Below are 25265 nucleotides of genomic sequence, written 5' to 3'. Positions count from 1 at the left end.
CTAATTAATTAGTTCAATAAACTAATTAAAAGAAATGCACTAATATTTTTTTAATAATCTTTGAAAGGGATTTCAAAGTACTGAAGGTTCAAAAAGTTTTAAGGATTTAAAGGAATAGGTAATCGGGTTAGATTAAAAACTAAATGCATAATGGAGGGGTCAAAAATGAGTCAAACTGCAAAAAAAGCCGCTGTAGTACAAGGTTCTGCAAATGAATTTAGAAAGTTTGGAATGAAAGACAAACTTGGTTATATGTTTGGTGATTGGGGGAACGATTTCTTCTTTGTTCTAGTTGCCGCATTCTTAATGGTTTTTTATACAGATGTCTTTCATATTAATCCTGCAGCAGTCGGTGGATTATTCTTACTTGCCCGTTTGTGGGATGCAGTAGCAGACGTATCATGGGGCCGTTTTATTGATACAAGAAAAGCAGGGAAAAATGGCAAATTCAGGCCTTGGATTTTTAGAATGTCTTTCCCGCTTGTTATTTGTGGTGTTTTAATGTTTGTTCACATTCCAGGAATGTCAGATGGATTTTATCTTGCTTATGCTTACGTAACATATATTATTTGGGGAACACTATATAGTACAGTTAATATTCCTTACGGATCAATGGCTTCAGTTATCACAGGCGATCCTGTTGAACGTACAGCACTATCAAGCTGGAGAACATTAGGTGGAAACTTGGCTGGTTTAATTATTAACGTGGTTGGCCCTATGATTTTGTTTGTTAACAACAAACCAGATGCTAATCGCTTCATATTAGCTGCATTAATTTTCGGTGGACTTGCACTTGCTTGTTATATGGCTTGTTATAAATTATCGGTTGAACGAATTGTAATGGATGAAACAACTAAACCAAAAGTGAATTTGGGACAAACAATGAAAGGTCTTGGAAAAAACAAACCATTAATTTGGTTCCTCATTGCTTCATTATTGTTCTTGGTTTGCTTTATGCTAATTGGTGCAGTAAACGTTTATCTATTTAAAGATTACTTCGGAAATGCGAAAGCACTAAGTATGGTTGGTCTTCTTCAAGCTATTGCAGTATTTGTAGGTATGCCATTTGTTAAACCATTAGTTGCGAAATTTGGTAAAAAAGAAGTGGCTTCTGGTGGTTTATTAATAGCAGCAGTTATATATACGATTTTGTACTTCCTTCCAAATTTAACTGGAACACAATTTATTGGTGTATTAACAATTGGGATGTTTGGTTATGGAATTTTCAACCTTGTCATTTGGGCTTTCGTTACTGACGTTATTGATTATCATGAGTATTTAACTGGTTTACGTGAAGATGGAACCGTTTACTCGATTTATTCAATGGCACGTAAAGTTGGTCAAGCAGTAGCTGGCGGCGTTGGTGGTGCAGCAATCGCAGCTGTTGGTTATAATCCAACTCTTAAAGCACAAACAGCTGATACGCTTCAAGGAATTCATACACTTGGAACTCTAGTACCTGCAATCATACTTGCTGTTGTGTTCCTAATTATTGTATTCTTTTATCCATTAAACAAAAAACGTACAGCGCAACTTACAGCTGATTTAGCTGAAAGGAGAAAAGGCAAACATTAATTCAATATTACCCGAAGGAAGATAGCTAACATCTAGCTATCTTTTTTCATCATGTCTTAAGTGATATTTTAAATTAGGAAAATATCGGCTCCGATTTCATACGAATTGGAGCCTTTTCTGTTATGTTATGAACTCCATTATTGATCTCTGCTGGATAAATGTTTATAAATGGGTAGGACAGGATGATATACGCTTACAAATTATTATTGACGAAATTTGTCGACGGTGGTATTCTATCAATGAAGTTAATTTGTTAGTTTATTAAACAAATTAAAAAAACTTTTTTAAGCGTAATATTCAAACCATATAATCTTTGTAGTTTTGAAAAGGGTTACAGGTAAAACTCATTTAATTAATATAAAAGGAAGAGGGAGACATAATGGAGAATAGTGCCCAAAAAAAATTAACCTTAAAAGAAAAAATCTCCTACGGTTTAGGTGATGTGGGTAACGGATTTATGTTTGATATGGGGCAAATTTTTTTGCTTAAGTTCTATACAGATATTTTAGGAATTTCGGCTTATTGGGGCGGTCTCGTATTTTTAGTATCGAAGATTTTTGATGCATTTGCAGATTCATCAGTAGGTGCTTTTGTGGATAAACGAAAGGTAGGTAAACGAGGCAAGTTCCGGCCGTTCATCTTATTTGGATCGATTCCGCTTGCCATTATGACTATCATTTCTTTCATGGCACCTGACTTTTCAGTTACAGGAAAAATTGTCTTTGCTTTTATAACCTATATGGCCTTTGGGTTGTCGTATTCCATTGTTAATATTCCTTATGGATCACTCGCAGCTTCCATGACCCAAGATTCTGTGGATCGGGCATCTCTTGGATCCTTCAGAGCTATTGGCAGCCAATTTGCAATGCTTATTTCTGGGATGGTTGTTATCCCAATTGTTTTATATTTTCCAGATCAAAAATTAGGATATACCGTGGGAATCGGTTCGATGGCGTTAATTGGGGTCATATTCCATTATATTTGCTATCGTAATACAAATGAAAATGTGATTAGGGTCCCTAAAAAAGAAGAAGAAAAGCTTCCAATGTCAAAACTCTTCAAATTATTGCTAAGTAATAGACCGCTAATTGCTCTATGTTTCGTTTGTTTGTTTATGGTTGCTGGGAGTAACCTACGCACGGCAGTTCAGTTATATTACCTACAATATAATTTAGGAAATCCAGGTCTTATGTCTTTGCTTTCATTTACTAGTATTGGAATCGCTGTCATTGGTTCATTTTTTATTCCAGCACTTGTTAAAAGACTTGGAAAAAAGAAAACATTTATTATCGGTCTTTTTATTGGAGTTGCCGCGGATGTTGCGAACTTTGTTCTACCAGCTAACGTACCAACTTTCCTTATATTACTTACCATTGGAAGCTTAGGTCTTAGCTTTGCACTAGGTTTACCATGGGTAATGGTTGCGGATGCAGTGGATTATCACGAATGGAAAACAGGACAACGGACAGAAGGGATTGTATATTCAAGTTACAGTTTCTTCCGTAAACTAGCACAGGCGTTAGCTGGTTTTATTCCTGGCGTTGCCCTTGGATTAATCGGTTATGTTCCAAATGCAGAGCAAACTGCTGGCGCACTCCTTGGTATAAAAGGGCTAATGTTCCTCGTTCCAGCCGGACTAAACTTAATTGCTGCGGTTATCTTAATTGTTCTGTATAATTTAACAGAGGATCTTTATAAAAAGATTGTTGATGAACTTAAAGAAAAACAAAAGTTGAACGATAGTTTAAAAAGTGCGTAATGAACATCGATAAAAACCCCTTTTAGCACTAGCTAAAAGGGGTTTTTCCTTGAAAGAAGGGGTAATCAAGTTCTAAATGAGTACGCTTCCAATTCGGTTGGATTTTATCTCATAAGGTAAATTTAACATCGGGACATCAAGAAAATGTTTGATAGCAAGTGCACATGCCCCAAGGACACAAGATTCTTTCCCGATAGTAGAGATCATTAATTCCCGGTAATGACTAATTGAAGAATTTAGATTTCCACTAATTTTATCGAGAGAGTCCGGATACATACGCAGCAGTTCACTATCAAGCACGAGTACGTCTGGATTATACATGTTAATCATATTATTCAATCCAATGGAAAGATAGAAAAGGAATTGTTCCATCAATTCGTGCACTTCCACATCGCCTTCATTAAGCCACTTTTGAATATGTTCGTAAGTTAGATTCTTTATTTGTCGTTTTTCAGATAAATGTTCAAAAATGACCGATTCCGAAGCATATTTTTCCCAGCAACCCTTATTTCCACAATTGCACGGTTTTCCTTGTGGAACAACAATCATATGACCTATTTCACCAGCATATCCGTCATTCCCTCGGAAAAACTCATTGTTCATCATCATACCTAGGCCGATCCCAGAATAGAGGGTCGCACATAACAAGTTGTCTGTTTCATGGTGCGCAAAAACCCTTTCGGCAAAAGAACTTAGATTTGCATTATTTTCAAGGTAGATAGACGTATCAAATTCTCTTTCTAAATCACGCTTGAGATTAATATCATGCCAATTAAATCGTGGAACATAGTGGATCTCTTCGTCTTTTGTGACCAGACCATGGATGGCAATAACAATTCCTACAATACCATAGCGGCTCGTAATGCAATCTGCTTTGAACTTTTTGATTTGTTGAATTAAAAGATGAAGTATCTCTGCATAATTAGAAGTATTTATTTCGATAATATTAGATGAAACAGGACAGCCAAGAAGGTCTGATAATGTAAATGATATTTGACCATAATCAAGGTCAATACCAAGTGCATAGCCAACTTGTCCGTTCAATGAGAGCATAATCGGCTTTCTTCCAACCGAAAAATGCTCAAGCTGTGTCTCTATAATAAGCCCTTCTTCTAATAAGTCTGCAACTTGTGCTGAGATGGTTGCTCTTGTTAAGTTAGTGGCTTTGGATAGATCTGCTCTCGAAATCATTCCTTCTTTAACAATTTCTCTAAGGATTAAAGAGCGATTAATTTTTTTTATATATGCCGCATCACCCGTAACCATTTTTATCCTCCATTTCGTGCATTCCTTTGTTTATATTCTTATTATATCAGTTCTTTCATTAAAAGGTCGTTATTATTCTATTAATTCCTAAATAGTTAATTGACTAAACATATTAAACATGATAAATTAGGAATGTAATTAATTTGTTTAATAAACAAATTAAAAGAGAATGATCTGATAACAAATACTTATATATTTCTGTAAGGGGTTACAGATGTGCATTTACCGTATGAATTTCTATCTAAAGGAGAGGTATTCGATGAAAAAATTTATGGATCAACACTTTTTGTTAAATACAGATACTGCAGTTAAACTGTATGAAAATGCCGCAGCATCTTCACCAATTTTTGATTTTCACTGTCACTTAGATCCAAAGGAAGTTTGGGAAAATAAGTCTTACGAAAATATTACTCAAATCTGGCTTGGTGGGGACCATTATAAATGGCGAACAATGCGCATGCATGGTATCGGAGAGCAATACATTACTGGAGATGCGGGTGATTGGGAAAAATTCTCAGCATGGGCAGAGACAGTTCCACATTTAATTGGAAACCCAGTATACCATTGGACGCACTTAGAATTAAAAATGGTCTTTGGTATTGATAAAGTATTAAGTCCTGAGACAGCTCGTGAAATTTGGGAAGAATGTAATGAAAAGTTACAGACGCCTGAATTCAGTGCAAGAGCTTTAATTGAGAGATCAAATGTAAAGTTTATCGGAACAACGGATGATCCAATCTCTACATTAGAATTCCATCAATTACTGAAAAATGATGAGACCTTTAAAACAATTATTGCTCCAACATTCCGTCCGGATGGTGCGCTTTTTATTGAACGTCCAACTTTCAAAAGCTGGATTGAAAAATTGGCGGATGTGTCAGGTATAAAAACGGATTCCTTAGATGGATTTTTAACAGCTTTGAAACAAAGAGTAGAGTATTTTCATGAAAATGGGGGCCGTGCCTCAGACCATGATATTCAAAAAATGGAATATGTAGAAACAACCAAACAAGAGGTTGAAGCGATTTTCAATAAACGTATTAGCGGTGAACAACTTACAAATGATGAAATGATTGCCTATCGTATTTTCCTCTTAAAAGAACTTGGAAAAATGTATGCAGAAAAGCAGTGGGTCATGCAGCTTCACATGGGAGCAATGCGAAACAACAACACAAGGATGAAGGAATTGCTTGGAACAGATGTAGGGTTTGACTCCGTTGGAGAAGCTAATATGGCTGAGGGGTTATCCCGATTCCTTGATGCCCTTGATCAGGAAAATGCACTTCCTAGAACTGTATTATTTAACTTGAACCAAAAAGATAATGTAGTCTTAGCTGGAATGATGGGTAACTTCTATGAAGAAGGGATTCAAGGAAAAGTTCAATTAGGCTCTGGCTGGTGGTTTTTAGACCATATCGATGGTATGGAGAGACAAATGAAGGATTTTGCAAATGTCGGATTACTCAGTCACTTTATCGGCATGCTGACAGACTCTCGCAGTTTTCTATCCTATGCACGTCATGATTACTTCCGCCGAATTCTATGTAACCTCCTTGGCGAATGGGTTGAAAAAGGGTTAGCGCCGAATGACATGAAGCAAATGGAGCAAATGGTAAAGAATATTTGTTTTGATAATGCCGAAAAATATTTTTTAAGACGCTAAAAAGCACTTTTTAATTGTATTAATGAAAGAAATATGGTTATCTAAGTAGTATTAATAATGAAAGAGGGATAGTATGTCTAAACAACAAATTGGTGTAGTTGGTTTAGCTGTTATGGGTAAAAACCTTGCCCTAAATATCGAAAGCCGTGGTTATTCTGTCGCTGTATTTAATCGTTCATACGATAAAACAGAAGAGTTTTTAAAGAATGAAGCAGAGGGAAAAAACTTTGAAGGTGCACGTACTGTTGAAGAATTCGTTAATTCTTTAGAAAAGCCTCGCAAAATTTTATTAATGGTTAAAGCTGGTACTGCAACAGATGCAACCATCGACTCTTTAAAGCCATTTCTTGAAGAAGGCGATATTCTAATTGATGGTGGGAATACATTCTTCCAAGATACAATCAGACGTAATAAGGAACTACAGACAGCAGGATTCCATTTCATCGGAACTGGCGTTTCAGGTGGAGAAGAAGGCGCATTAAAAGGTCCTTCTATCATGCCAGGCGGTAAAGAAGAGGCTTATAACCTTGTTAAACCAATCTTAGAAGCCATTTCTGCAAAAGTAGAGGGCGATCCTTGCTGTACGTATATTGGTCCAAATGGTGCTGGTCACTATGTGAAAATGGTTCATAACGGAATTGAATATGGAGATATGCAGTTAATCTGTGAAGCTTATTTTATTTTGAAAAATGTCCTTGGTTTAGATGCAAAAGAGCTTCATAAGGTCTTTGCTGAATGGAATAAAGGCGAATTAGACAGCTATTTGATTGAAATTACGGCTGATATCTTTACAAAAGTGGATGAAGAAACTGGTAAACCAATGGTTGACTTAATCCTCGATACAGCTGGTCAAAAGGGTACTGGTAAATGGACAAGCCAAAATGCTTTAGACTTAGGTGTTCCACTTCCAATTATCACTGAATCTGTATTTGCCCGCTTTATTTCAGCAATGAAGGATGAGCGTGTTAAGGCAAGTCAGGTTCTTAATGGACCAGAAGTTAAGGCGTTTGAAGGCAATAAAGAAGAATTAATCGAAGCAGTTCGTAAAGCATTATATATGAGTAAAATTGTTTCTTATGCACAAGGTTTTGCACAAATGCGTGCTGCCTCTGAAGAATACGATTGGAATCTTCAATACGGTAATATCGCGATGATTTTCCGCGGAGGCTGTATCATTCGTGCACAATTCTTACAAAAGATTAAAGATGCGTATGATCGCGACCCTGAATTAAGAAACTTATTGTTAGATCCATACTTCAAAGAAATTGTTGAAAACTATCAACAGCCATTACGTCAAGTACTTGCTGTGGCAATTGAGCGTGGTATTCCTGTACCGTCATTCGCTAGCGCGATTGCCTATTATGACAGCTACCGTACAGAAACTTTACCAGCTAATCTGTTACAAGCACAACGTGATTACTTTGGTGCTCACACCTATCAACGTGTTGATAAAGAAGGAGTATTCCATACACACTGGATGGAATAAGCAGTTTGATTTGGACCACTTTCAAAAGAGACAAAACTAGCTCAACAGGGGCTGGTTTTGTCTCTTTTTTTTATAGTCGGTTGTCTAAAATTCATTATGAAAAAGCAACGTGAGTCAAAAACCAACTATTTTTTAAGCAGTTTTAGAGAATGATTTTGGTTTCTAAGTGCAATATAATAATAGTATGTTCAGTTAACAAATTAATTTGTTAACGCTTACCTATAAGGGTGTGAGAGTAATGGATGAGTGGAATACATCTCCGAACCAAAAGAAAATAATGGATGAATGGATAAACGCATTCTACCGAGCACAAGGTATGGAGTCCAACATATTTAATTTTCACTCACATCAAGAATATGAGATCTATTTTTTTCATTCGGGTGATTGTAAGTATTTAATTAATAATAGGATTTATGAATTACAGCCTGGTGATATCATTCTTTTGGATGGTATGACATTGCATAAACCGAACCCGAGGACCGGCAGCACATATACAAGGAGTATGCTTCATTTTTCACCTACGTGGCTGCAAGAGTTATTGACAGCTCTTGGAATCCCAAATTTGTTAGATCCTTTTAAAAAACTTAACAATTGTTTGCTGCGAACACGATATGATGAAGCGGGACAATTTGTTGATGGACGGATAAAGGAAATCGCCGCATCGTTGGAACAGATTAATGAAGAAATGCAACGAACCGGTAAGAAAAATGAACTATTAGAAGCCGAAGTGAAACTTGAGTTAGTTCAATTATTGATAGGAATTTTTAAAATGAGTCAAAAAGAGTTATCTCAAGTAACAAGTAAAAAGACTGAAAAGGAACATCATGCAGAGGCCATTGCGTCTTGGATTAATGAACACTATAGCGAAAAAATAAGTTTAGATCGAGTGGCTGCAGAGTTGAATCTGAGTAAGTATTATGCTTCGCATGTGTTTAAGGAAGTCACTGGCTTTACGGTAATGGAATATGTGATGGGATGCCGGCTCAATCAGGTGAAATATTTGTTGGAAATGGAGCCTGATCGAACGCTAACAGAGGTGTCACGGGTAACTGGCTTTGAGAGTGTGGCCCATTTTAGTCGGTATTTTAAGGAGAAGGTGGGCACCACACCGTCACGTTATCGTAAAAATAAAATTACTAGCAACATTACTGTGAAAAAGGGGGAACAGTCCTAAATGAATAAAGACTTAATGATCTCAGGCTTTTCAGATGAAATCTCTTCTGATTTTGATACTCAGCTTGAAGTTGTCTCAAATCTTGGTATGCATTATCTTTCTTTACGCGGTATTGATGGGAAAAATATTGGTGATTATACTGTTGATGAGATTAAAGAAAATGTACAACCACGGCTTCAAAAGGCAGGTATCGGTGTTTCTTCAATAGGGTCGCCTATTGGCAAGGTGTTCATTAACGATGAAGATGGATTTGCCAATCAAAAGATCATGTTGGACACGCTTTGTCAAATTTCCAACCTATTAAATTGTCAATATATCCGTATATTTAGCTTTTATATTCCTAAGGGCGACAATGCCGACCAATACCGTGAGGAAGTCGTTAGTAAGCTTAAGGAATATGCGGCCATTGCAGAAAAATACGATGTGATTTTGCTGCATGAAAATGAAAAGGATATCTTTGGTGATATCGCGAGACGCTGTCATGAGATTTTAACAGAAGTAGATTCTCCTAACTTTAAAGGGATTTTTGACTTTGCTAATTTCGTACAGTGCGGTGAGGACACACAAGAGTGTTACGATCTCTTAAAAGATGAGATTGTTTATATACACATTAAGGATGCTGTAACATCAGATAGTCAAAACGTTGTCTGTGGAACTGGCGAAGGTAAAATACCTGAGCTATTAGCTCAATTTATTAAGAGCGGCTACAAAGGCTTTTTAACTCTTGAGCCACACCTCGTTCTCTTTGATTCACTAAAGGATTTAGAACTTGAGGATGCAACTAAGATTATAAAAGACAACAAGGGGCTGGATGGTGCCGGCGGCTACAAGCTTCAATATGAAGCACTTTTAGAAATTCTTAAAACAATTGAAAGCGAGGAGAAGTAATAATGGAACAAGTTAGATTAGGGATTATTGGTTTAGGTGCCGAAGGCGGTATGTACGCTAATTTCATTTCTGAAGGCAAAGTTAAAAACATGGTGATTGGTGCGATTTGTGATAATGATCCTGCTAAAAAACAAGTAGCGCAAGAGAAGTATCCTGGTGTTCCTTTCTACGACAATTATATCGATATGATGGAAAGCGGTGACGTTAATTCGGTCGTTACAACTGTTCCGCATTATCTCCATCCTGAAATGGGAATCGAAGCACTAAAACGAAACCTCCATGCATTAGTGGAAAAACCAGCTGGTGTTTATACAAAACAAGTTAAAGAGTTAAACGACTTTGCAGCAACAAAGCCTGAAGTTAAGTTTGCCATCTTCTTTAACCAGCGTACAAATCCACTTTATAAAAAAGTAAAAGAAATTATTGATAATGGTGAGATTGGCAGCATTCGCAGTACCAACTGGATTATTACTACTTGGTGGAGACCTCAAGGGTACTACAATCAAAGTGAATGGAGAGCAACTTGGGGCGGAGAAGGCGGAGGTGTCCTTGTAAACCAAGCGCCACACCAAATTGACTTGCTTCAATGGATTTGCGGCATGCCGAAAAAGGTTTATGCAAAAGTAAACTTTGGCTCTCAAAGAGATATTGTTGTTGAAGACGATGTGACAGCAGTATTTGATTATGGAAATGGTGCTACTGGTGTATTTGTAACTCGTACACACGATGTAGTGGGGACTGACCGTCTAGAAATCCTGGGCGATAAAGGAAAAATTGTGGTAGACGATAGTAAGAAAGTAACCATCAAGCGCCTGAAGAAATCTGAAAATGAAATGAGCAATTCCATGGATATGTCAGATGTTATGAAGCTGTTTATGGGCGGCGGTGCAGGTGATATTTTCACTGAGGAAGTACTTGATTTTGGCAATGTTTGGGGCGAACAGCACATTGCTGTATTAGATGACTTTGCTTCTGCGATTGTAGAAGGTACTCCATTATTAGCACCTGGCAGCGACGGCATTAATGGTGTTAGACTTGCAAATGCTATGCACCTGTCAGCCTGGTTAGGCAAGGAAGTGGAAATACCATTTGATGAAGATTTATTCCTAGAAGAATTAAATAAACGGATTGCAGAAGAAGGTAAATATCCGGTTAGAAAGTAATCAAACACATGAAACGAACTCATCGCTAATACAGCTTTGAGTTCGTTTCAAAAAAGGGGAGAAGCTCATGCTAAAAGTAGCAGTAATAGGGCTTGGAGATATTTCAAAAATTCATATTCCAGCTATACAAGCGAACCCAAATGCTGAGTTAGTCGCAGTTTGTGATCTTGATGAATCATTAAAAGATAACGTACCTGGGGTAAATTTTTATCGAGATTATCACGAGATGCTTGAAAAAGAAAACCTTGATGTTGTCCATAATTGCCTGCCTCACTATCTACACTATCCTATAACAAAAGCTTGTGTAGAAAAGGGTGTTCATGTTTTTCAAGAAAAGCCGTTGGGCTTGAACACGGAAGAGGGACAGGCACTCGTAAAACTAGAGGAAGATCACCGTGATGTTAAAATCGGTGTGTGTTTACAAAACCGTTATAATGAGTCGTTTGAAATGCTTATGGAGATTGTCAAAGGCGGCGAATATGGCAAGGTCACAGGAGTTAAAGGATTGGTGGCTTGGTATAGACCAAAAGCTTATTATGATGTGAAACCTTGGCGTGGAAAAATGGCGTATGCCGGGGGCGGTTCCATGATCAATCAATCCCTTCATACACTGGATTTAATCCAGCTAGTCGGCGGAAAAATAGAATCAATAAGAGGTTCAGTGGACCAATTATTGGATTACGGGATTGAAGTGGAAGATACTGCTTCCGCACATATACTCTTCGAAAACGGTGCAAGAGGATTATTTTTTTCAACCAATGCCAATCCAGAGAACTCCAGTGTAGAGCTTGAAGTATATCTTGAAAAGGGTAAATTCATCATTAAAGACAGCATTCTCACAAGAATAAATGAAGAGGGAAAAAAGGAAGAATTGGTAGAAGATGCTAAGCTGCCTGGCTCAAAATTCTATTATGGTGCCAGCCATGCGAAAACGATCAATCAATTCTATAACTGTATTTTACAGGGTACTCATGATTATGTTCATGCAAAGGATGCGGTCGTATCTATTCAAATGATTGATGCCATTCGACTTTCTTCAGAGACAAAACAAAGTATTAAGATGGAGGGATAACCATGAAAAAAGGTAAAATCGGGGTACAAATGATGATGCTTAAAGGCAAAGTGGAAGAACTAGGTGCTTATGAAACAATGAGAAAAGTTAGTGAGCTTGGATATCACGCTGTTGAAGTATCTCAAATACCTATGACTCCAGAAAACGTAGCGGAATTAAAAAGGGCGAGTGTAGATTTTGATATCAAGATTGCGGCTCTTTCTGCCGCTGTAGAGCCAATGTTGCCTGGAATGCCTGGCGAAACATTGACAAGTGATTTTGAAAAAATAGTTAATGATTGTAAGACACTTGATTGTAATTTCTTACGTATTGGTATGCTTCCGTTAACATGTATGGGCCATAAAGATAAAATCATGGAATTTATTGAAAAGGCAGAAGTAATGGCTCACAGATTAGCTGAGCATGGAATTGAATTGTATTACCATACTCATCATTTAGAATTTCAAAAATATGATGGTGAATATTTGTTAGACATTATTAAAAATAACACCACTAAGCTTGGATTTGAATTAGATGTTCACTGGATTCAAAGAGCAGGCGAAAATCCTGTGGAGTTTGTTAAGGAATATACAGGTCGTATTTCACTCTTACATTTGAAGGATTATCGAATTGGACAAATGGATTTAAGTGAAGTTGACTTCAAAGATATGGCTAAATTCTTTGACAAATTCACGAATACGATTGAATTTGCAGAACTCGGTGAAGGAAACCTTGATATCAAAGCGATTACTGAAGCCGGTCTTGAAAGCGGTGCACAATATTTCTTGGTAGAACAAGATGATACGTATGGTCGCGATCCATTTGAATGTCTAGAAATTTCAGCTAATCACCTGAGAAAACTAGGATTTGGCGAATGGTTTTAAGATTAAAATGACCGTAAAAAGATATGAAGTAAATTGGGTGTCAGGCACTATGGTGTCAGGCACTTTCTTTTTTTTTAAAGGCTGTGTTATAGGACATTGTTGATTTTATAGCCAAGTTGATTGGAGCGGAACTCAACAGCCAAGTTTACAAGCAAAAAAAAACCAAATCACATTTTATTTACGTGAATTGGTTCTGATAGGTTCAGATAGATGAAATGGAATGTATTCACCATGTTTTTCAATTTGTTTAACTAGTAAATTAATTAGATATTTCATTACAATTCCTCCTAGTAATTTGATACTCTTATTATCATTAATTATCAAAATTTAAACAAACTCACTGAAAACGGAAACAAACGCGATGAAAACGGGAACATTGGTTATGAAAGTGTTCACATCATCTTTTTTCTTATAATTACGCTGATTTTCTCGCTATTTCATCATTCCAAATGAAAAAGAAAAAGCCCTCTGGAATGAAGGCTTATAGTTACTTTTTGCTTATTCTATTTATCGAGAAAGTTCTCCTCACACAAAGTTAAACAAAGCTCTGAAACCCCTAAAAAGTTTTGAATGGTCAAAGCACAAGCACCCATGATACATGCCCTTTTTCCAAATTCTGAGATCAACAATTCCGAATAATGGCTAATAGAAGAAGAGAGATGGGCTTTAATTTCTTCAGCTGCATTAGGATATAAACGAAGGATTTCACTATTTACCACTAAGATTTCAGGATTATAAAGGTTAATTAAATTATTTAATCCAATAGAAAGATACATAATAAATCGATCTATCTCTTTTAGGAAAACAGGGTCATGTTCATTGATCCGATTTTGAAAATCTTCAAGGTTGAAAGCTATTCCTTTTTGATTTTCAGCAAATTGGGTAATAAAACTCAATTCGGAAGCGTATTGTTCCCAGCATCCCAAATTTCCGCAACGGCAGGGGAGTCCATTTGGAACGACAATCATATGCCCAATCTCACCTGCGTAACCGTGGAATCCTTTGAATAATCCGCCATTGATAATAAATCCAAGACCAATTCCAGAATACAAACTGACAGATAATAGGTTGTTACTTTGGTGGTGTTTATACACTTTTTCTGCAATGGAGCATAAGTTGGCATTATTTTCGATGTAAACATTGACTCCTATTTCATTTTCTAAGTCTTTTTTTAAGGTTTTGTTTCGCCAACCGTGTTGAGGGACAAAATCAATTATTTCATCTTTATTCACAATTCCATGTATTCCAATGGTAATACCAACAAGACCGTAACGAGTATGGGAGGATTTAAATTTATAAGAAGTAATCTGTTCTATTAATAACTTAAGAATGACATCATATTCAGATACTTGCATTTCAATTATATCTGTCTGAATAGAAGTACCAATTAAATCTGATATGGTAAAAGTAATTGAATTTTTATCTAGGTCAATTCCCAGGGCAAAACCTGCCTCTCGGTTAACTGAGAGCATGATTGGCCTTCTCCCCAAACTTTTGTGTTCCTGTTGTGTTTCAATAATTAATTCTTTGTCCAATAAATCTGATACCTGTACAGAGATCGTTGCTTTATTTAATCCTGTAATTTTTGCAAGCTCTGCTCTAGATATCATTTTATGCTCAACAATTTTACTTAAGATTAAAGACTTGTTCATTTTTTTGATAAATGCTGCATCTCCTGTGAGCATAAAGAACCTCCTTGCATTTTTAAAAGGAAATAACTTATTAATATTGACGTAATTTAGTCATAATGATATTATACAGGTAATTAGTTTGTTTGGTAAACAAATTAATAAATAATACTTTTTTTAGTTTCTTTTGTAAGGGATTACAGGGGGATTTCATTATAGCCTCATCAATACATGGAATGTAATTGAATGAGGAAAACTTTAATAGGTAAAAAAAAGGAGTGATACAAACATGGGTATCCTACAAGAATTATTAAAAGATATTCCAGTTCCTAAAATGGCAAAGGTTAAAGTTCACTTTGATAACACAAAGATTGATGACCTTGGTACTACGCTGAAGGAACAATTACAGCATGTACATATTCAGAAAAAAGTCCAGCCTGGGATGGAAATTGCGGTTGCTGTTGGCAGCCGCGGACTTGATCGCCTCGTTGAAATTACTGAGGTAACAGTCAAGTTTCTTAAAGATTTAGGAGCTAAACCTTTCATTGTACCAAGCATGGGGAGTCACGGGGGGGCGACTGCAGAGGGTCAACGCGAAGTTTTAGCGCATCTTGGTGTAACCGAAGAAAGTGTCGGTTGCGAGATTCGATCTTCAATGGATGTAGTAAAGATTAGTGAGCTGCCGAATGGATTACCAGTTTATGTGGATAAATTTGCTTCTGAAGCGGACGGAATCGTTGTTATTAATCGTGTGAAACCACACACAGCTTTTCGTGGACCAGTAGAAAGTGGAATTATGAAGATGATTAGCATTGGATTAGGAAAGCAAAAAGGGGCAGAGGCCTGTCATCAAATGGGATTTAAATATATGGCAGAAAATGTCCCAGCCATGGCAAAGATCATCATGGAAGAGACCCCCATACTTTTCGGAGTTGCAACAGTTGAAAATGCATTTGATAAAGTTGCAATTATTGATGTACTTACTCCAGAAGAGATTATTAATAGAGAACATGAACTTCAAAAACAAGCAAAAGAATTATTACCAAAGCTTTTCTTTGATCAATTGGATGTCCTTGTAATTGATGAAATAGGTAAAAATATTAGTGGGGATGGTATGGATCCGAATATTACGGGCCGTTATCCAACACCATATGCATCTGGTGGACCCGAAGTTAACAAAATGGCGGTGCTCGATGTAACACATCAATCAGAGGGGAATGCCAATGGCGTAGGAACGGCTGATTTTACAACACAACGGCTAATAGACAAGATGGACAAAGAAGGAACTTATGCAAATGGTTTAACTTCAACCGTTGTTGCTCCTACAAAAATTGCTACGACATTACCAAACGATAAACAAGCGATCCAAGCGGCTATTAAAACATGCAATATTCTAGATTTTAGAAACGTCAAATTAGTCCGCATTAAAAATACATTAGTGTTAAGTGAAATTGAAGTATCTGAGCCTTTACTTGAATATGTAAAACAGCATCCAAATATGGAACTAAGTTCAGATCTTTATGATATTCCTTTTAATGAAAATGGAAATTTATTTTAACAGAACAAAGGAGAGAAGAATGATGTCAAATTTATTTGATTTAAGTGGAAAAGTTGCAGTCGCAATTGGTGGAAATGGTGTGTTGGGTTCAGCAATGGCAAAAGGCTTGGCTTCTCAAGGGGCAAAAGTTGCGATTGTAGGACGTAATCTTGAAAAAGCTGAGGAAGTTGTCAAGGAGATTGAAGAGACCGGCGGGGAAGCAAAGGCGTTTTCTGCAGATGTTAGTTCAAAGAATTCTTTAGTTAACGTTGCGAATGAAATTGAACAATGGTCCGGTGGCTGGGACATTCTTTTAAATGCACCAGGTACAAATAGTGCTACACCATTTTTTGAACTTGGTATGGACGAATGGGACAAAATTATGGATATAAATTTAAAAGGAATTGTGTTAACCTGCCAGATTTTTGCGAAGAAAATGATTGAGCAGGATAGAAAAGGAAGCATCATTAATATCTCATCCGTTTCCTCAACAACACCACTTTCAAGAGTGTTTACTTATTCCGTATCAAAAGCAGGCCTTAACAGCGTTACCCAGTTTCTAGCACGTGAATTTGCTCCAAATGGGATTCGTGTTAATGCAATTATTCCAGGATTTTTCCCTGCTGAACAAAACCGAAAAATTTTAGATAAAGAACGCATTGAATCAATCATGCGACATACCCCAATGAATCGTTTTGGTGAGGCGGAAGAGTTACAAGGTGCTACTGTCTGGCTTGCCTCTGAGAAAGCGTCAAGTTTCGTAACAGGAACCCTCGTTCGTGTTGATGGCGGCTTTGGCAGCATGACTATATAATCCAAGGTACACATAAATCTACAGCTCAATAAATAAATTAACAATGGCGGACTTTAAATTGGATGAGGGATAGGGGGAGAAAAGGACCATGCTAACAGAGAAATACGAAAAATTAACGTCTATTCTCCGAGAAATGGAATCCGTGGTTGTAGCATTTTCAGGAGGAGTGGACAGTACATTTCTATTAAAGGCTGCTGTGAACGCATTGGGTGCTGAACAGGTTCTCGCCATTACAGCAGACTCTGAAAGCTACCCTTCTAGTGAGCTTGAAGAGGCAAAAGTACTTGCAAATCAAATTGGTGTCAGGCACCAAGTGATTGAAACATCTGAACTCGCAATCCCAGGATACGCGGAAAACAATAAAAATCGTTGCTATTTTTGTAAAAGCAGTTTATTTGAACACATAATTCCAGTTATGGAAGAAAAGGGCTTTCAAAATGTAGTTTATGGTGTCATTGCTGATGATATGAATGAATTCCGACCAGGTATGCAAGCCGCTAAAGAAAAGGGGATACGCGGTCCACTCCTAGAAGCTAATCTTTTTAAACAGGAGATCAGAGAACTCTCTCGGGAATTTAGTTTGCCGACATGGGATAAACCATCTTTAGCTTGTCTTTCTTCAAGAATTGCCTACGGTGAATATATTACAAAAGAAAAGCTGACGAAGGTTGAAAAAGCCGAAGCTTATTTAAAAACATTCAATATCCATCAGGTACGGGTCCGAACACATCAGGATATTGCAAGGATCGAAGTAGAACCTAATGATATGAAGGAGATTCTTGAAAATCATGACTCGATCGTGAAAGCTCTTCAAGGCTATGGCTACAAATATATCACGTTAGATTTAATTGGATATCAGAGTGGAAGCATGAATAAGGTGTTATCTGAATAGCTTTCTGCTCGGCAAATTAGCTTAGGAGTGTACACTGAAAAAATGGCTTTGGATCATCCAAAGCCTCTTATTTTAACGATAATATAAAATAGCAATAAAGGATCAAAATAAACTCCAATATTACTTATTGTTATGTGAAAAGGAAGAGGAAGTATGTCAAGAGAAGTTGTAATTGGACTTGATATCGGAACTACAAGTGTTAAAGCATGCGTATTTGACTTAAAAGGTAAATTAATTGCAGAAGCCGAGAGAATGAACACATTCACTTATCCACAGCAAGGATGGGTAGAACAAGACCCCATTGAGATTGAACAATCAGCTGTAAAAGCAATCAAAGAGGCGATCCAAAAAGCTGGTATTGAGAAAAATGAATTAATTTCAATCGGGTTTTCAGCTGCAATGCATTCACTGATTTGTGTAGATGAGAATGGCTGTCCAATATCTCCGGCCTTAATTTGGGCTGATGGAAGAAGTTATCTACAAGCAGAATCAGTGATAGAAACAATGGGTAACGAGGTTTATTCAAACACAGGAACACCGGTTCATCCAATGACACCATTCGTTAAGTTGTTATGGATGAAAGAAACAAAATATGAACCCTACCTCCAAGCAAAGTACTTTATGTCGATTAAAGAGTATTTACTACAATGCTGGTTTAATCAGCGGGTTATTGATTATTCGATGGCATCTGCGACGGGTTTATTTAACCCTGCCACACATACTTGGAATCAAACATTATTATCTCTAACGGATATTCATGATGGTCAGCTTTCAAGAATTGTCCCTCCAACTGAGATATTAACAGGGATTAATCCACAAATTGCGGAAGAAATGGGAATTGACCCGGAACTTCCTTTTGTGATTGGTGCTGCCGATGGCCAATTGGCTAACTTGGGAATTGGAGCGATTCTCCCTGGTGAAGTTGCGGTTTCAGTAGGTACTAGCGGGGCCATCAGACAAATTACAAAAGGCGTTAAGATAAGTGAAAATCAAGAAACCTTTTGTTATTCCTTTACTGAAGATTTTTCTATCATTGGAGGTCCAACCAATAATGGCGGGATTGCCTTACAATGGTTAAAAGACCTTTTGAACGACCAAAGAGACTTCTCCGAATTCCTTGCCGATGCAGAAAAGGTTCCGCTTGGCGCAGACGGAATCATCTTTCACCCTTATTTAAATGGCGAAAGAGCGCCGATTTGGAATCAACGGGCAAAAGGGAATTTCTTTGGATTATCTGTAACACATAAAAGAGAACATTTTATCCGAGCTGTTCTAGAAGGAATCACTTTTAACCTCTTTCAAATTGGCAAGGCATTAGAGAGGTTAGCTGGGAAACATCAAAAGATATATGCTAACGGTGGTTTATCCAGGTCACCATTGTGGCTGCAAATGATGGCAGATGTATTCGATGCGGAAATTTATGTGCCTGAGAGCTATCACAGTGCAGCATGGGGAGCAGCTTGGACAGCTTTAGTGGCTACTGGTAAAGTAAATTCATTTGAAGAGATTAAAAAGAATATTCCAATGGGTAAAGCAATCGTTCCTATTAAGGAAAATAGTGAAAAATATAGAATTATATATGAGAACTATGAAAAATTGGCAAGTGGAATGGCAAAACATTTTTGAAGTGTATATTAAGGGGGAGAACGAATGCTTGAAGAAATTTTAGAGCAGGTTCAAAGAGGTACCCTAAGTGTTAAAGAAGCTAAAGAGCAATTAGCAACATTTGAAAATTTGGGATTTGCTAAAGTGGACCATCATCGTAAGAAACGTCAAGGATTCCCAGAGGTCGTGTACGGAGAAGGGAAGACGACTGAACAAATCGTTTCAATTATTCAAGTGTTACGAGCTCGAAACAACCAAGTACTTGTCACACGTATTTCCAAAGAAAAGGCAGAAATTGTCCAACGTTCTTGCCCTGATTTTATCTACAAAGAAGAAGCACACATTCTTTTTTGGAAAGAGGACCATGCGAATGAGGCGGATCCACAAGGGTATATTGCTGTGATTTGTGCAGGAACCTCGGATTTAAGGGTTGCAGAAGAAGCTGCAGTGACGGCTGAAGTATTAGGAAGCAAGGTCCATCGTATCTATGATGTCGGTGTTGCTGGAATTCATCGCCTGTTAAGCCATGCTGAGGAAATTCAAAATGCCACGGTTTCCGTTGTAGTTGCAGGTATGGAAGGGGCACTTCCAAGCGTAGTGGGCGGACTTGTATCACATCCTGTAATTGCAGTCCCAACAAGTATTGGGTATGGGGCAAATTTTAATGGACTCTCTGCCTTGTTAACCATGTTAAATTCATGTGCTTCCGGGATTAGTGTCGTGAATATTGATAATGGGTTTGGCGGGGGATATAACGCAGTATTAATTGATCAGCTTGCACAAAAAGGGGCCAGAAAAAATTGAAAACACTTTATTTTGATTGTTTTTCAGGTATCAGCGGAGATATGGTCATTGGAGCCCTTATCGATGCCGGAGCAGATCCCAATCGGTTAGTAGAAGAATTAAAAAAACTTCATATTGATGATGAGTATAAGTTGACATGGACAAAGTTAGTAAAGAATGGGATTACAAGTACCAAATTTGACGTGGTGTTATTGAATAATTCTCATGACCATACACACGACCATGACCATGACCATGACCACGAGCACGAGCATGACCATGACCATGACCACAATCATGATCATAACCACCATCATCACAGTCATAGCCACGAACATGAGCACCATCATCATGAGCACCGTGCATATAAGGATATTGTTGGATTAATTGAGAGTGCTGGTTTTGCTGAGCCAGTGAAAGAAATGTCTTTAAAAATTTTTAAAAGAATCGGTGAAGCAGAAGGACATATCCATGGAATTCCACTAGAGAAGGTCCATTTTCATGAAGTAGGGGCAGTAGATTCGATTATTGACATTATCGGAGCTGCTATCTTAATTCATCAATTAGAAATAGACGTAATCAAGTCATCACCCATCCCAGTAGGAACTGGACGTATCCATATTGACCATGGTATTTATCCTGTCCCTGCACCGGCCACTCTTGAAATTTTGAAAGGTGTACCAATTGAACAATCGGACATTCGCTTCGAGCTCACTACTCCAACGGGGGCAGCGATTGTCGCTGTACTGGCAGAAGAATATTGCCCCATACCATCCATGAAGGTTACATCCATTGGTTATGGTGCTGGAACGAAGACCTTTATAAACCATCCCAATGTGCTCCGTGTCATCATTGGGGAATAGAAAAGTAGCTTTTAAATCCTTTTTATGAAAGAAAGGAAATGATTTAATGGTCTCTCATCATCCTCCCAGCAATGAGCATCTTGATGATCAGATGGTCAAAATGGAAGTTAATCTCGATGATATTCCTGGAGAATGGCTAGGCTATGTGATGGACTTGCTGTTTGAGGCTGGCGCTAATGATGTCTTCTATACCCCGATTTATATGAAAAAAAATAGACCAGGCGTATTGCTTCAATTGCTTTGCTCGATGAAACATATAAATACAATGAAGGAAATTCTTTTTAAGGAAACCACCACACTAGGAATACGCTATTATCCGTTAACAGTACACCGGTTAGAAAGAATGTTTAGGAAGGTTACAACTGAGTGGGGTGAAGTGACAGTAAAAGAAGGAATTTATGAGGGACATGTTGTGCAAAGAGCTCCGGAGTTTGAGGAATGCAAAAGCATTGCACAACTACATAACATTCCCTTGAAAAAGGTTTACGAAATGGTTTGGAAGGCTTTGGGTAATGAAAACTAAGCCTTTCAAACTGCTCTATAACAAGGTTGATATACAATATTAATAGATTTGGAGTGTAATAGCACATGACAACATTACTTAATGAAACAAAGCTTGATCAATTAGCCATAAATACGATTCGTACTTTATCGATTGATGGGATCGAAAAGGCCAACTCCGGTCATCCCGGCATGCCAATGGGTTCAGCCCCAATGGCTTATACGCTTTGGGCAAAAGAAATGAATCATAACCCAGTGAATCCTAAATGGTTTAACAGAGACAGGTTTGTTTTATCAGCAGGTCATGGATCAATGCTTCTATATAGTTTATTACATTTATTCGGTTACGACGTAACCATTGACGATTTGAAAAACTTCCGTCAATGGGGAAGCAGAACTCCTGGTCACCCTGAATTTGGTCATACTCCTGGGATAGAAGCAACTACAGGGCCATTAGGACAAGGGGTTGCTATGGCTGTGGGGATGGCAATGGCGGAAAGACATCTTGCAGCTACATACAATCAAGAGGGATATACAATAGTTAATCATTATACTTATGGTATTTGTGGAGATGGTGATTTAATGGAAGGTGTATCTGCTGAAGCAGCATCCCTGGCAGGTCATCTTAAACTTGGAAGACTAATTGTTATGTATGATTCAAATGACATTTCATTAGACGGAGATTTGCATTTATCCTTCTCTGAAAGTGTGGAGGATAGATTTAAAGCCTATGGATGGCAAGTGATTCGTGTAGAAGATGGAAATGATACTGATGCTATTCAAAAAGCATTACAAGAAGCAAAAACAGAGTTGAATCGCCCTACTTTAATTGAGGTTAAAACCGTTATCGGTTATGGTTCTCCAAATAAAGCTGGTAAGTCTGCTTCCCATGGGTCTCCACTTGGGAAAGAAGAAATTAAGTTAACAAAAGCTGCATATAATTGGGACAATGAAGAGCCATTTTTCGTTCCCGAAGAAGTAAAAGAGCATTTCAAGCAATTTACGCTAGATGGCCAACTCAAAGAAAATGCATGGAATGAATTATATGCGAGTTATAAGAAGGAATACGCAGAGCTTGCTAAGCAATTTGAAGCCGCGATCATTGGAGAGCTTCCGGCAAATTGGGAAGAAGCATTACCTGTTTTTACAGAAGGAGAAAAAATCGCAACTCGCGTATCATCGGGGAAAACACTAAATGCGGCAGCCAACGTTGTCCCACATTTTATCGGGGGGTCTGCTGATTTAGCAGGATCGAACAAGACACTTATTACATCTGAAAAGAATTACTATATTGATAGCTATGCAGGTCGCAATATTTGGTTCGGAGTTCGTGAATTCGCAATGGGTGCCGCACTAAATGGGATGGCTCTTCATGGCGGCGTTAAAGTATATGGTTCTACTTTCTTCGTATTCTCTGATTACTTACGTCCAGCAATTCGTCTAGCTGCCTTAATGAAGCTTCCTGTTACTTATGTGTTTACACATGATAGCATCGCTGTAGGTGAAGACGGACCTACACATGAACCAGTTGAACAGCTAGCAGCATTACGTGCAATGCCGGGAATTTCCATTCTTCGCCCCGCGGATGCGAAGGAGACTGTTGCCGCTTGGAGATTAGCAATGGAAAGCACAGATACGCCAACAGCCCTTGTTTTAACACGTCAGGACTTACTGACATTAGCGCTTTCACAACAAACGGTTTATGAAGGTGTTAAAAAAGGTGCATATGTTGTTTCAGAAGCAAACGGCAATGCTAGCGGTTTATTGCTTGCAACAGGATCCGAAGTGTCCTTAGCGATGGCAGCTCAAAAAGAGCTTGAAAGTGAAGGGATTTTTGTATCAGTTGTAAGTATGCCAAGCTGGGATCGTTTTGAGAAACAATCGCTTGAATATAAAGAATCAATCCTTCCTAAAAATATTAAAGCACGTCTTGCTATTGAAATGGGTTCGTCAATTGGATGGAGAGAATATATGGGGGACAATGGCAGCGTCATTGCCATCAATCAGTTCGGGGCATCTGCGCCTGAGAGTATATTACTTGAGAAGTATGGTTTCACAGTTGAAAATGTCGTTAAATGCTTTAAGGAGCTTAAAAATTAAGACGTTAAACGATAATAGAAATGGCTGCCAGATGGATGGCAGCCATTTTTTAGATCCATTTAATCTCTTTCACTATTTGTTGTCTAAACAACTGGATAATAAATTCATTATAAAAGTCTTTTCTAACGATTATTTGAAACCTATTATTCGGGTGTATATAAAAATGGATATCAGTTAGGATATTATTTGAATCAAAATACCCACGAATTTCTTCGATTTTTTTCTTCCATTTATTTTCAACAAAAGTAAGGGTGAATTCAAAATCATCGCCGTTAGCAGTTTCCTTTAAGTCGAGAAGCTGTTCGTTATATTTATACTCCACTTTCATCATACTCCCCCTAAATTAAATATCTTAGATAAATGTATACAGTACAGATTATGATCGATAAAATCATTAATGGGAAGGAAATTAACAAGAATTTACCAAAAGTAATCGGATGCCCTTCCTTCGCTGCTAGCCCGGCGACAATCACATTGGCACTTGCACCAATTAATGTACCGTTTCCGCCAAGACATGCCCCTAACGATAGACTCCACCAAAGTGGCTCTAAATTATTTATTCCTAGTTCTCCCATATCTTTAATCATAGGAATCATTGTAGCGACAAACGGGATATTATCAATAAAGGCAGATGCGATGGCGCTTACCCAGAGAATTAATATCGATGTAGAAGTAACATCACCCCCGGTAAGGTGTACAGAGTAATCTGCTAATAACGAAATCACCCCTGTTTCTATCAAACCTGATACCAATACGAACAGTCCAATAAAGAAGAAAATAGTTGTCCATTCTACTTTTGAAAATGCTTTATCTAAATATTTTTCCCCTGTTAAGAGAAGAAGCAGAAAGGCACCGGCCAATGCGACAGTTGCTGATTCAATGTGAAGCAGTTGATGCAGGAAGAATCCGACAATCGTCAGCAAAAGGGCAATTAATGATTTGATTAATAACTTTTTATCCGTTATTTCTTCCTTTTCATCCAGGTCCATTAGATTGGCTTTTAATTCTTCTGATGTTCGAAGCTGTTTCCGATAAATGAATGCTAATATTCCAATATTAACGAATAGGATAAAGAATGATATGGCTGTAAGATTATTAATAAATGCCATAAAGGTAAGTTCCTTCACGGCGCTACCTAGCATAATATTCGGAGGGTCACCAATCAGTGTGGATGTTCCTCCAATATTTGATGCGATAATTTCCGTTATTAAAAAGGGAATCGGATTTACTCGAAGCTGTCTTGTAATACTGAATGTAACTGGAACCATTAAAAGTACCGTTGTCACATTATCTAAAAACGCAGAACCCAATGCAGTTATGGTACCGAGCGCCAGCAAGATTTTTAAAGGATCCCCTTTCACTTTTTTAGCAGCCCAAATAGCTATGTATTTGAACAGACCAGTCTCAGAAGTAATAGCAACGATGATCATCATACCGGTTAGCAATCCGAGTGTATTAAAATCGATATGATGAAGTGCCTTTTCCTGCCCAACAATTCCCAGTAATACCATCATAATTCCGCCTGTCATGGCAATGATCGTGCGATGGATCTTTTCTGTGACAATAAAGGCATATGTAATTAAAAATACACCAATTGCGATTAGTGCTTGAGTTGACATGTAGCGACCTCTTC

General features: G+C 37.7%; 21 protein-coding genes. 17 read left to right on the top strand and 4 right to left on the bottom strand.

The features are described from left to right. The first annotated feature begins 165 nt into the window (after positions 1–165). Positions 166–1575 carry an MFS transporter gene (locus J7E66_RS22265; RefSeq protein WP_215003907.1) on the top strand — a complete coding sequence of 470 codons (1410 nt, stop codon included), beginning with the start codon at positions 166–168 and terminating at the stop codon, positions 1573–1575. 379 nt (positions 1576–1954) lie between these two features. After that, positions 1955–3334 (top strand): glycoside-pentoside-hexuronide (GPH):cation symporter, encoded by a 1380-nt coding sequence (locus J7E66_RS22260; RefSeq protein ID WP_215003905.1) that lies wholly within the window; start codon positions 1955–1957, stop codon positions 3332–3334. 72 nt (positions 3335–3406) lie between these two features. On the opposite strand, the gene J7E66_RS22255 is transcribed toward J7E66_RS22260, so the two are convergent. Then, positions 3407–4600 carry an ROK family transcriptional regulator gene (locus J7E66_RS22255; RefSeq protein ID WP_215003903.1) on the bottom strand — a complete coding sequence of 398 codons (1194 nt, stop codon included), beginning with the start codon at positions 4598–4600 and terminating at the stop codon, positions 3407–3409. A 259-nt stretch (positions 4601–4859) separates the two neighbouring features. On the opposite strand from J7E66_RS22255, the gene uxaC reads away from it, so the two are divergent. The 7 genes from uxaC (at position 4860) to J7E66_RS22220 (ending at position 12909) form a co-directional block, all read left to right on the top strand. Continuing rightward, positions 4860–6263: a glucuronate isomerase gene (gene uxaC, locus J7E66_RS22250; protein WP_215003901.1), complete on the top strand. Its 1404-nt coding sequence runs from the start codon at positions 4860–4862 to the stop codon at positions 6261–6263. A gap of 73 nt (positions 6264–6336) precedes the next feature. Beyond that, the gene (gene gndA, locus J7E66_RS22245; RefSeq protein ID WP_215003899.1) at positions 6337–7749 is read left to right on the top strand and encodes an NADP-dependent phosphogluconate dehydrogenase; all 1413 of its coding nucleotides are present in this window, start codon (positions 6337–6339) and stop codon (positions 7747–7749) included. 238 nt (positions 7750–7987) lie between these two features. Further along, complete coding sequence (locus J7E66_RS22240) at positions 7988–8923, top strand: AraC family transcriptional regulator (RefSeq protein WP_215003897.1); 936 nt, start codon at positions 7988–7990, stop codon at positions 8921–8923. Next, complete coding sequence (locus J7E66_RS22235; protein ID WP_215003895.1) at positions 8924–9811, top strand: sugar phosphate isomerase/epimerase family protein; 888 nt, start codon at positions 8924–8926, stop codon at positions 9809–9811. It abuts the gene before it with no gap. 2 nt (positions 9812–9813) lie between these two features. Then, positions 9814–10974, top strand: a complete 1161-nt coding sequence (locus tag J7E66_RS22230; protein ID WP_215003893.1) for a Gfo/Idh/MocA family protein — start codon at positions 9814–9816, stop codon at positions 10972–10974. Positions 10975–11041: 67 nt separating this feature from the next. Then, on the top strand, positions 11042–12046 hold the full coding sequence (locus J7E66_RS22225) for a Gfo/Idh/MocA family protein (protein WP_215003891.1): 1005 nt from the start codon (positions 11042–11044) through the stop codon (positions 12044–12046). A gap of 2 nt (positions 12047–12048) precedes the next feature. Beyond that, complete coding sequence (locus J7E66_RS22220; RefSeq protein ID WP_215003889.1) at positions 12049–12909, top strand: sugar phosphate isomerase/epimerase family protein; 861 nt, start codon at positions 12049–12051, stop codon at positions 12907–12909. 503 nt (positions 12910–13412) lie between these two features. Here the strand turns inward: J7E66_RS22220 and J7E66_RS22215 are convergent. After that, positions 13413–14594, bottom strand: coding sequence for an ROK family transcriptional regulator (locus J7E66_RS22215; protein ID WP_215003887.1), 1182 nt, complete (start codon positions 14592–14594; stop codon positions 13413–13415). Between the two features lie 232 nt (positions 14595–14826). Here J7E66_RS22215 and J7E66_RS22210 point away from each other — a divergent pair, with 232 nt between their 5' ends. From J7E66_RS22210 to tkt, 8 genes are all read left to right on the top strand, one after another. Further along, positions 14827–16095 (top strand): nickel pincer cofactor-dependent isomerase, group 22, encoded by a 1269-nt coding sequence (locus tag J7E66_RS22210; protein WP_215003885.1) that lies wholly within the window; start codon positions 14827–14829, stop codon positions 16093–16095. A 22-nt stretch (positions 16096–16117) separates the two neighbouring features. After that, positions 16118–16888, top strand: a complete 771-nt coding sequence (locus tag J7E66_RS22205; RefSeq protein WP_215003883.1) for an SDR family oxidoreductase — start codon at positions 16118–16120, stop codon at positions 16886–16888. A gap of 88 nt (positions 16889–16976) precedes the next feature. After that, positions 16977–17780, top strand: a complete 804-nt coding sequence (gene larE, locus J7E66_RS22200) for an ATP-dependent sacrificial sulfur transferase LarE (protein ID WP_215003881.1) — start codon at positions 16977–16979, stop codon at positions 17778–17780. A gap of 153 nt (positions 17781–17933) precedes the next feature. Then, positions 17934–19406, top strand: coding sequence for a gluconokinase (locus J7E66_RS22195; protein ID WP_215003879.1), 1473 nt, complete (start codon positions 17934–17936; stop codon positions 19404–19406). A gap of 24 nt (positions 19407–19430) precedes the next feature. Beyond that, entirely contained in the window at positions 19431–20189 is a 759-nt protein-coding gene (gene larB, locus J7E66_RS22190; RefSeq protein ID WP_215003877.1) for a nickel pincer cofactor biosynthesis protein LarB, read from the top strand. Continuing rightward, entirely contained in the window at positions 20186–21031 is an 846-nt protein-coding gene (gene larC / locus J7E66_RS22185; protein WP_215003875.1) for a nickel pincer cofactor biosynthesis protein LarC, read from the top strand. Before larB ends, larC begins: the two co-directional genes overlap by 4 nt. A 46-nt stretch (positions 21032–21077) precedes the next feature. Further along, complete coding sequence (gene larC2, locus J7E66_RS22180; RefSeq protein WP_168242344.1) at positions 21078–21554, top strand: nickel pincer cofactor biosynthesis protein LarC2; 477 nt, start codon at positions 21078–21080, stop codon at positions 21552–21554. Between the two features lie 65 nt (positions 21555–21619). Further along, positions 21620–23632 (top strand): transketolase, encoded by a 2013-nt coding sequence (gene tkt / locus J7E66_RS22175; RefSeq protein ID WP_215003873.1) that lies wholly within the window; start codon positions 21620–21622, stop codon positions 23630–23632. 49 nt (positions 23633–23681) lie between these two features. Here the strand turns inward: tkt and J7E66_RS22170 are convergent, their stop codons facing one another. Continuing rightward, the gene (locus J7E66_RS22170) at positions 23682–23960 is read right to left on the bottom strand and encodes a hypothetical protein (protein WP_214713303.1); all 279 of its coding nucleotides are present in this window, start codon (positions 23958–23960) and stop codon (positions 23682–23684) included. A 10-nt stretch (positions 23961–23970) separates the two neighbouring features. Further along, on the bottom strand, positions 23971–25251 hold the full coding sequence (locus J7E66_RS22165) for an ArsB/NhaD family transporter (protein WP_215003871.1): 1281 nt from the start codon (positions 25249–25251) through the stop codon (positions 23971–23973). Positions 25252–25265: the final 14 nt, after the last annotated feature.

Source organism: Bacillus sp. ISL-7 (assembly GCF_018613065.1).
This window is presented reverse-complemented; position numbering and strand designations above follow the sequence as displayed.